The organism is Providencia sp. Me31A, from assembly GCF_050487165.1.
In the GTDB taxonomy this organism is placed as follows: Bacteria; Pseudomonadota; Gammaproteobacteria; order Enterobacterales; family Enterobacteriaceae; genus Providencia.
Map to the genome: position 1 here is coordinate 69,096 of NZ_JBKQGZ010000023.1, position 9,757 is coordinate 78,852.

At 42.5% G+C, this 9,757-nt stretch carries 7 protein-coding genes; all 7 read left to right on the top strand.

What is annotated here, in order from left to right; all coding sequences use genetic code 11:
* Positions 1-42: 42 nt before the first annotated feature.
* Positions 43-291 (top strand): hypothetical protein, encoded by a 249-nt coding sequence (locus ACLPIE_RS18040; RefSeq protein WP_430263071.1) that lies wholly within the window; start codon positions 43-45, stop codon positions 289-291.
* 145 nt (positions 292-436) lie between these two features.
* A complete protein-coding gene (locus tag ACLPIE_RS18045) occupies positions 437-1,318 on the top strand; it encodes a tetratricopeptide repeat protein (protein ID WP_430263072.1) in 882 nt (293 codons plus the stop codon).
* Positions 1,319-1,442: 124 nt separating this feature from the next.
* Positions 1,443-5,111, top strand: a complete 3,669-nt coding sequence (locus ACLPIE_RS18050) for a phage tail tape measure protein (protein WP_430263073.1) — start codon at positions 1,443-1,445, stop codon at positions 5,109-5,111.
* Positions 5,112-5,117: 6 nt separating this feature from the next.
* A complete protein-coding gene (locus ACLPIE_RS18055) occupies positions 5,118-5,714 on the top strand; it encodes a hypothetical protein (RefSeq protein WP_430263074.1) in 597 nt (198 codons plus the stop codon).
* On the top strand, positions 5,714-6,298 hold the full coding sequence (locus ACLPIE_RS18060; RefSeq protein WP_272658435.1) for a hypothetical protein: 585 nt from the start codon (positions 5,714-5,716) through the stop codon (positions 6,296-6,298). Before ACLPIE_RS18055 ends, ACLPIE_RS18060 begins: the two co-directional genes overlap by 1 nt.
* Positions 6,299-6,363: 65 nt before the next feature.
* Positions 6,364-6,762, top strand: coding sequence for a DUF6950 family protein (locus ACLPIE_RS18065; RefSeq protein ID WP_430263075.1), 399 nt, complete (start codon positions 6,364-6,366; stop codon positions 6,760-6,762).
* The coding region (locus ACLPIE_RS18070; protein WP_430263076.1) for a phage tail tip protein J-related protein at positions 6,763-9,757 on the top strand (2,995 nt) is incomplete at its 3' end.

Sequence of the window (9,757 nt, forward strand, 5' to 3'; positions counted from 1 at the left end):
GATAAAGCCAAGTGGAAGCGAAAGCAATTAGGGCTTCCCGAGATGCCAGCTCCTAAATTTGATGGTGTTATTAACGAGCTTTTAATTGCCTACAGTGTTATCGGTCGTAACCGTCGATATGCAGGTATGACCGCCTGTCCATTACCTTTATCTCTTGGGGATATTGATCAGTATCTTTCATCAAAACCGACAGCGATAAGCCGTAGAGAGTTTGAGGCGGCTATTTTTGCACTTGATGATTTATTTCGTGAAGAATGGATGAAAGAGCAAGAAAGGATGGATAAGAACTAACATAAGGATAGACTTACAATTGAGGTCGCACAAACACCTCTTAACAGAGGTGTTTTGCATTGCTGTAAATAAGAACAGTAACACCAATTACATTTTTAATGCTTTAATCGAACTGTATATTTAAGCTAAATTTGATGGTGTGATAATGGATAATAAAGATAATTATTTAGTATTGGCAAGAACAGCTGCGCTAGCTGGTAATAATGATGAAGCATTGAATTATTTTAATAAAGTTTTGGAGCTAGACCCTATAAATGTTAATGCTTGGTTTGGTAAAGGAGAGGCATCAGGCTGGTTGTCATCTATAAGTAACCTTAGATTTGGCGAGATGACGGTTGCATTTGAAAGTGCGTTGAAATTCTCAGATAACCCTGATGAACTAAAAAAAGAATGCGCTAGGTCTATTAATGAGATAGTAACTGCATGTTATTCGTTGTGCCGTAATCATGCCATTGAATTTATAGCGCTACCAGATACATGGCCAGCCCACATAGTACAAATACAACAGATGATATCCATGTATGAACTGGCACACGCCTACGATCCAGAAAATGAAATTATACTGAGAAATATAATTACGTTATGTGAAGGGAGTATTGAGGGGATCGCATACACAGATCCATATGATAATAATACATCAAAATCAGTTTTCTTAGCCCCAGAATATGAGAAAGTGGTTAGGGGGACAATGACGCAGTATGGTGAAATATTAAAAAAATTAAACCCAGAATACAAACTACCTAATCCAGTAGCAGCTAAACCGGAAAGCTCATGTTTTGTTGTAACAGCAACTATGGGGAATGAATATTCTTATCCTGTTATCACGTTAAGAAATTTCAGAGATCGTTATCTATTAAAAAGTAGAGTTGGCATTAATTTTGTAAAGTGGTATTACAAAAAAGGGCCATCTATAGCTAAATTAATCAAGAATAGTTGCCTATTGAAAGTTATTAGCTTTGTTTTTATTGTTATTCCAGCTGTTGTGATAGCTAAATTAATCATGCTCAAAGATAAAACCAGTGATTAATTTAACTGTTATTATCATTGATAATTCATTAGTAATTAACTAAAAATAACACAATATAAAATTTGTCTGTTTTTAGTGAGACCCTGTCAACTGACGGGTTTTTTGCATTTTAGGGGGATAGAAAATGTCAGAGCAATCATCAAGGCTAGCCATTATTTTAGATAGCGCAGCAGCACAACGAAACTCAGATACCTTGGCATCATCATTAAACCGATTAACACAACGTGGGGAGCGAGCAGTAGAATCTACTGATGCATTTAGTGCTTCTTTAAAAAGAATAGCTGCAACTGCTGCGGGTGCATTATCAATATCTGCTGTTTTAAAATATTCAGATTCATGGATGACATTGTCTAATAAACTAGCAAATGCCACTAAAGCAAGTGAAACTCAGCTTGAAGTGATGAAGCGTGTTTTTGATATATCACAAGAAACAAGAGCTAGCCTAGACGGAACGGCCACACTGTATGCTCGATTGGAACGAGGAACCCGAGAGTATGGGACGTCAGCAACTGAGTTAGCAAAGCTAACCACGATTATCAATCAGGGTTTTGCGGTATCAGGGGCAACAGCGCAAGAGGCTGAAAATGCCATAATCCAGTTATCTCAAGGTATAGCCTCTGGGGTTTTACGGGGTGAAGAGTTTAACTCTGTAGCCGAGCAGGGTAGCCGCTTAATGGTCGCCTTAGCTGATTCATTAGGTGTTAATATTGGACAGTTAAGAGCGATGGCGGCTCAAGGAAAACTAACGAATGATGTTGTGGTCAATGGGCTTCTATCTCAAGGAGATGCAATTGCAAAAGAATTTGCGAATACCACAGCAACCTTATCCCAAGGGTTATTAATTGCTAATAATAACCTCACCAAGTTTTTAGGTGATGATGAGCTTATAAAGTCATTTTCTGCAGGATTACGTGATTTAGCCGTATCAGGGTCAGAAAATTTAGAATCCTTAACGGAAGTATTTTTAATAGGCGCAGGTGTAATTGGTGCAAGATATGTCGGTGCATTAGCTAACGCAAGCAAAGAAAAACTGAGAATAATGACTGCATCAGCAGCACAGGCGAAATCAGAAGCAGCAGTAACCGCAGCAGCCGAACAAGCAGCACTATCGACTTTGAGAAGAGTGAACGCTGATAAAGCTGCAATACAAACATCTCATGCAAAAATGATGCAAGAGTATGAGGGCATCAAGGCGACAAATGCAGCTTCTGTTGCAGAGGTTAAGTTGGCTCAGGCTGAGGTTAATAGCATTAAAGTTAAAATATCTCAAATTGAGGCGGAAAAAGCACTTGAAGTACAACGAGCCAAATCACAGATATCTGAACAAGGAAGAATAGCAACGGCGACGCGAATGGCTGAGTTGCAACAATCATCATTAGTATTAACTCGTCAATTAGCGGCAGCAGAAACAGCGACCGCGAATGCAAGAGCTGCAGCGATCAGCACTGCAGAGGCTAAAATTACGGCTTCGCGGTCTGCAATGACTGCGGCGACTGTTGCAGCAACAAATGCAACAAATACATACACAGCAGCGCAATCAGCAGCGGCAGCCTCCGCAAGAGCCGCGAGTGGTTCCCTTAACCTATTAAAAGGAAGTTTAGCTTTAGTTGGTGGCCCTGTTGGGTTTGCGATGTTAGCAGGCGCTGGTCTTTACTATTATTCTCAACAAGCAGAGCAGGCGAGAGAGAAAACTAGGGCATTTACAGATGAAATTCCTGGTTTAATTAGTAACCTAAAAAAATTAAATAAAGTTGAGCTGGACTCTGTCTCCGTGAAACTCATTAAAAATGTTAGCCAACTTAAAGACGATTTAGCTACTGCGGATGCAGGAATAGAAAGTCTAAAAGGGACATACTTAAGAGCTCAAAAAGTAGTTGATTCTGGTAAGGGGTTATCTTGGGATAGGCAGGAGGCCGTTGAGGCAGCTAAGAAAGCATCTGATGATCTAAAGCTAGCGTATGCAGAGCGCCAAGCTATAGTAACTAAGCTTTCATTAGCTGAGGAAGCGCAGGCAAAGGTTAATCAACAACTTTCTAGTGTTGTTGTTGAACAAATGCATGTTGCACGTCAACAGTCTGACGCTTTGGAATCGGCGGAGCCTAAAGTTAGAATGCTTGCTGATGCCCAATCATTTCTAGCGCAAAAATTAGGTATTTCAACTAATGCAATGAAGCAGTTTAACGCTCAATCATTATTGTTAAATTACGGCGGTGATGATGCTAATAAATTTATTCAAGGAATGAAACAACAAGTTGAGTTATCTAAAGTTGCAGGTAGGACGAGAGCACAATTAGCAGCTGAGCAAGCAGCGATAAGAGCAGGCGCAAATAGTGATGGTATTAAAGAAGCTCGTGAGCTTGCGGGGATTGAGTATGATAACCTTGAAAAGCAAAGGGAGCTAAATAAAACCTCCACTTATTCTGAATCTGCCGCTCAAAAAATGCTATCAAGCCTTAAAGAACAGCAGATGGTGTTAATTCAACAGCGAGATACCAACGGTAGCTTAGGTAGTCAGCAACAAGCATTAGTTAAATGGGAGCAGCAGCTCGCTGACATAAAGTCTAAGAAAACCCTCACCGCAGATCAAAAATCACTACTTGCTAATGCTGAACTGATCACCCTTGAAATGAAGCGCAATGCAGAAATTGAGAAAACTATTCAGCATCGTGAAGCCGAAGTAAAAATTGCATCATTCCATAAGCAAATGATGGAGGAAGCCGAACAAGCGCAGAAACGCTATAACCAGACAATAGAAATGGCTGGTATGGGGACACTAGCACAAGGCAGGATGCAAGAACGTTTCCAAATCGAAGCGGAATTTGAGCGTAAGCAAGCGGACTTACAAAAGCAGTTTCAAGATAAGTCCACAGGTATGACAAAGGCGATGTATGACGAAGAAACACAGTTCATTTCTAGTCAACTACAAGAGCGCTTAGCAATGCTTGAGGATTTTCATGTGAAACAAGATGCGATGCGGGGTAACTGGACACTCGGTGTACATATGGCATTGCAGAACTACGCCGATAACGCGAGGGATTATAGCCAGCAAGCAGAAGGATTCATTACTAATTCGCTGCAAAATATCACAAGCGGCTCTGCTGATGCGTTAACTGACATTGTGACCAATTCTAAAAATGCCTTTGATGCGATTGGTGACTTTTTTGCCGATTTATCTAAGTCTATCATTAAAGACTTAATCCGGATCGCTATTCAGGCGCAGATCACAAATGCTATCACTGGATTATTTGGCGGCATAGCTGGCGGTTCAGGGGCGGCTGCCGGTGCGGGGGCCTCTACATCGGGAACTGGCGCCATGGGAATGTCAACGAGTTGGAGGGCTTATAGTTCAGGTGGTTATACAGGCAGGGGCGGTAAATATGATCCGGCTGGTATAGTGCATAAAGATGAGTTCGTTTTTAATAAAGAAGCAACCAATAGCATAGGAAAGGAAAACCTGTACGATTTAATGAATACAGGGGAGATGCCAAATTATCAATTAAGTCCTGATGCTTATGCAATGAAATACCTTCACCCTGCAAGCCAAACAAATAACACCACAAATAATTCGAGCGTTAACAATGCAACTGAAACCAATGAAAATTCTCAGTCGACTATCACCATTCATCAAACTATTGAACAAACTATCTCTGTGAATGGAAATGGAGATAAAGCGCTCATAAAAGCATTACAACAAGCGGCATCTGTTGGTGCAAAAAGAGGAGCTGATGAAGCGGTGGCAAGAATTCAGCGTGATTTTGCCACTAATGGAAATACGAGAAAACTACTAGAGTAATAAATTATGTCAGTTATCGAATGGCCTTCGGGTATTAACCCCAACGAAATGTCATGGCGATTAATTAGTAACAGTAAAACCTTTACTTCAGTATTCACAGGCAGTTCCCAAACAGTACGTTTCCCCGGCAGTAAATGGCATTGTTCACTCAGTTTCACAAACCTAACAGACGATGAATCAAGAGAACTTGAAGTTCTTATGGCTTCGCTTGATGGTGAGAGTGGGCGAGTTAAGCTATCGAACTGGGCACGAAAAGGCGTTGCTAATATGGGAACACCTTTAGTGAGTGCATCCAATCAAACGGGACGATATCTGCAAACGAAAGGTTGGAAGCCTAACACTAATGTACTGAGAAAAGGCGATTACCTTACTGTTAATAATGAACTCAAAATGGTGACCGAGAATATCAAAAGTGATGCAAGTGGGAATGCGGTTATTGCCATCTCCCCTATGCTTCGATATTCACCGGTTCTTAATGAGAAAGTGGAGGTTGCTAAACCTTATGGAATATTTAAGCCGGTAGACAATGAGCAAGGAGATTTTCAATTTCACCCTTATTTACGGTCGGATGTTGAACTCGAATTTGAGGAGGCACTTTACTAATGATTTACCATCCCTTATCTGACGAAATGGTTAAAGCCATTAATGATGATTGCTATTTGGTTGTCGCTGCAAAGCTTGATTTAAAATCGGGCGTAACGTGTGTTCATACGGGAACAGGCAATCTCATTATCGCGGGTGAAGTTTATCAAGGTGTGGGCCAACTTGGCGCGGTTGAATCAGTAAAAGAGGGACTATCAACCAGCCCAACTCAACTATTGCTATCACTAAGCGGTTTTGATTCAAAGCTAGTCGGTGAAGTGCTCAATGAGCGAAGTCGTGGACGTGATGTTCGCCTTATGCTGGTGGCAATAGATGAAGATAATGGGCAACCGATGTTAGCGGATGTTATTTTCGCAGGGCAAATAGCGAATCTAAGCGTTACCACAGGCGAAGAGAATAAAATAGGGCTCACGGTATCAAATCGTTTTGAACGTTGGTCAATGGGGCTGCCTGACCGTTTCACAGATGAATCCTGGTCTAAACGTCACAATGGTGACCGTATATTTCGATATGTTGCTCAGATGGCAGAACGTTCGATTTATTGGGGCAGTAAAAAGGATGCGCCAGCCTTCATTTACAAATAAGCACTAAAACTAATTCGCACGCAAGGCCTCTTAACTGAGGATTTTTTACATTTGGAGGTAAGTAAATGCGACATCCTCAATGGACCATACAATTACCTGAAACCTTAAGGGCGGCAATGAGTCGCCCTTTTTCATGGGGGGGGCATGACTGCTGTTTGTTTGCGGCTGATTGCGCACTTGCTGTATGTGGTATCGATATCGCTGAAAAAGTTCGTGGCCGCTATAAGACAAAATCAGGGGCTATGCGAGTCTTAAAGTCGGAATTTGGTGACTTAGAGTCCGGCCTATCAAGTTTCTTTACCGAAATCGAACCAGACAAAGCTACGAGGGGCGACATTGTTATGTTTAATGGCGATGAAGGTAAAACTCTTGGCGTGCTTTGGGCAGGCAAGGTGTGGTCTGTCACTGAAAGCGGGGTATTACCTGTTAACCATCAACCAATCAAAGCATGGAGGGTCGAGTAGATGGGTAAAGTTGTATCAAATATCGTTTCTACCGGCTTAATGATAGCGGGTGCCATGATGGGTGGCCCAGCAGGTTGGGCTATGATTGCGGCGGGCATGGCAACGCAATTCGCAGGTTCAAGGTTATTTAAAGATAAAATGCCGTCAATGGGGTATCGAGACCAATCAGAACGCAAGCAAATGCTCCGCTCCCCGACTGCGCCAGAAACTATCATTGTTGGGAAAACGGTTTGTTCCGGGTTACTGTTTTTTGCTGAAGAAGAAAAGGGCGACCAAACAGAAAACGAACGATTATTCATGGCATTAGCCATTGCTGCACATAAAGTTGACCGTATTGGCCAGATTTGGCTGAACGATGATTTAATCGGTACTTTCGGTGATAAGGCTAGCTATGAATTCCATAATGGCCGTACAGATTGCGATCCGTACATGCTGAAAAATGCGCCATCATGGAAAGAGGATATGATCGGGGATGGTTTGGCATGGCTACGTTTAACGCTGAAATACGATGCTGAGAAATTCCCGTACGGCGTACCCAATGTAAAAGTCGAAGTTTGGGGGAAGCAAATTTACGATCCGCGCACAGACAAAACGGTGTGGAGTAATAACGGCGCACTGGTTATTCTTGATTTCTATCGTAGCTATTTGAGCGTGCCTGATTCAGACATTGATTTTGACGCATTCAAAGTTGTTGCTGATTTGTGCGATGAGCCAGTAACGACACCGGAAGGTAACACCGAACCTCGCTATACCATTAATGGGGCTTATGAGCTTTCTGAGTCTCCATCCGCGATACTGGATCACATGCATAAATGCATTGCAGCTGAGCCGACTTATGTTGCAGGTAAACACGGTATTTTAATGCAAGCATATAATGGACCAGCTGTATTACGCATCGAACCTAATCAAATTATTGATACTGTTAATATTACGCCTGAGCTTGCCCTGCGAGATGCAACCAACGCGATTTACGGCACGTTTGTTGATGCAGAGCAGCAGTACATTAAAACCGATTTTGAGCCAGTTATTGTTGATGAATGGGTTGATGAGGACGGTTTAGAAATCAAAGAAAATATGGACTATCGCTTTGTCACTAGCCCATACCAAGCGGCACGTCTCTCTAATTTATACCTACGTAAAAAACGGGCGGGTCGTCGTGTTCAATTACGCATGAATATGGATGGTTACGCCTATAGACCAGGAGAGGTGATTTTATTAAACCTGCCTCAAATTGGTATTCAAAGCCTTGAGTTTCGGGTTGCTGAATGGAAGTTTCATCCGCAAGAGGGCGTTGACATTCTCCTCGAGGAGGACGGGGCTTATATCTATGAGGATATAATTGGTAAACCTTTTGTTCGTCCTCCATTCACTGTTTTACCGACTGGCGGGGTAGCTCCACCGCTTAACCTTGCTTTTGTGGCCACTAATATTGGTGAGGTGGTTCAAGGGTATTTGAGCTGGCAATCAGCAGCTGCAGATGTTCGCTATAACACAGTAAACATTATTGAAAGCGGCAAAGTGATCCAGTCCATTCAGGTGCCACAGGATAGAGTGGATTTATCGGGTCTTGTACGTGGCTCTTATCGTGCCGAAGTTCGCTCAATCAATGCCGCTGGTGCGATGTCTGCCCCTGCGATTATTGATTTTGATATTCAGGCTCCACCTAAACCCGTTAGTGTTGAAATGATTGGCGGCATGTTTTCACTGACTTGTATCCCGCATGGCGGCGAAACTGCACAACACGGCTATACGTTTGAATTCTGGTTCAGCGACAAGAAACTGGCCAGCACGAATGACATTGAAGTCACTACAAAAGCCAATCGCCAAGGGCAGGGGCAATTCTGGACGAAGGAGAATTTAAAAGCCGGCACTGATTACTGGTTTTATGTTCGAACTGTTAACAGCTACGGAAAATCGCAGTTTGTTGAAGCCGTAGGAAAGGCTGACGGAACGCCAAAAGATATGGTTGATGAACTGGGTAATATTTTTCTCAGCAATGAAGCCGGTCAGAAACTGCAGGAGCAAATCGACTTCAATAAGGATCACATTGAAGACTTAACGCTCGAACAACTCGAAATTAAGCATGACATTGTCAATGTTGATAGCAAGACAATTGAACTTGATAACAAAGTCTTTCAACTCAATACGAACGTTGAAATTGTGGGTGAAGCTGTCCTGCAGAATGTGCAGTATACAACGCGCGTAAACTTTAAGTTGAATGAGGAAGTTAAAGATCGTAAAGCGGAAATCTTTGAAATCAAGCAAGTGCAAGTTGCTGATAGAGAAGCTGCAGCACTTTGGCAGACCCAAACGAGCGCTACAATAGCGTCTAATACATCATCAATTTTAGAAGTTAAACAGGCGCAAGCCACGTATGAGAAAGCTTCAGCGGAAAAAATTGACCAAGTCAAAGCTGATGTTGAGGGCGTGACAGGGCGAGTCACGCAAGTGGAAAACGCGACAGCCACGCTGGAAAAAGCACAAGCCGAGTTCAAGCAGTCCACGATTGCGGAGTTTGGTGACATCTACGGTGCAATTACTCGCATGGAAATTGCGAACACCAACAAGGAAATTGCACAAGCTGAAACGGCCATGCAGACCATTGCCAGCTTTAGCAAAATGACTGACCGTTTGCGAACCTCTGAAGCCAGCATTTTACGGAATGAAAAAGCGATAGCGACGGCTGATAAAGCGATAGCGGAAACGGGTGTTCAGCTTAAAGCGCATATTGATGACACCAAAGCAAATATCACTGAAATCAAAAAAGTTCAGGTTGAACAAGACAATGCACTTGCACAAACCCGAGAACAGCTTACTGCGGATATTAAAGCGGGTGATGACAAACTGAAGGAGGATATTGATAAACAGGGGCGCGAGCTGTCGGATGTGAGTAGTGTTGTTGACTCTCAAAAAACGGCTATTGCTAATTTGGAAGAAACGACAACAGAAACGAAAGAAAATCAGCAAAGTATCTATGAAGAAATGCACGCTAACT

What these genes read in the sequence shown, in the direction of transcription:
- ACLPIE_RS18040 (WP_430263071.1), top strand. Translation starts at nt 43, where the DNA reads ATGCCAGCTCCTAAATTTGATGGTGTTATTAACGAGCTTTTAATTGCC.
- ACLPIE_RS18060 (WP_272658435.1), top strand. Translation starts at nt 5,714, where the DNA reads ATGATTTACCATCCCTTATCTGACGAAATGGTTAAAGCCATTAATGAT.
- ACLPIE_RS18045 (WP_430263072.1), top strand. Translation starts at nt 437, where the DNA reads ATGGATAATAAAGATAATTATTTAGTATTGGCAAGAACAGCTGCGCTA.
- ACLPIE_RS18065 (WP_430263075.1), top strand. Translation starts at nt 6,364, where the DNA reads ATGCGACATCCTCAATGGACCATACAATTACCTGAAACCTTAAGGGCG.
- ACLPIE_RS18050 (WP_430263073.1), top strand. Translation starts at nt 1,443, where the DNA reads ATGTCAGAGCAATCATCAAGGCTAGCCATTATTTTAGATAGCGCAGCA.
- ACLPIE_RS18055 (WP_430263074.1), top strand. Translation starts at nt 5,118, where the DNA reads ATGTCAGTTATCGAATGGCCTTCGGGTATTAACCCCAACGAAATGTCA.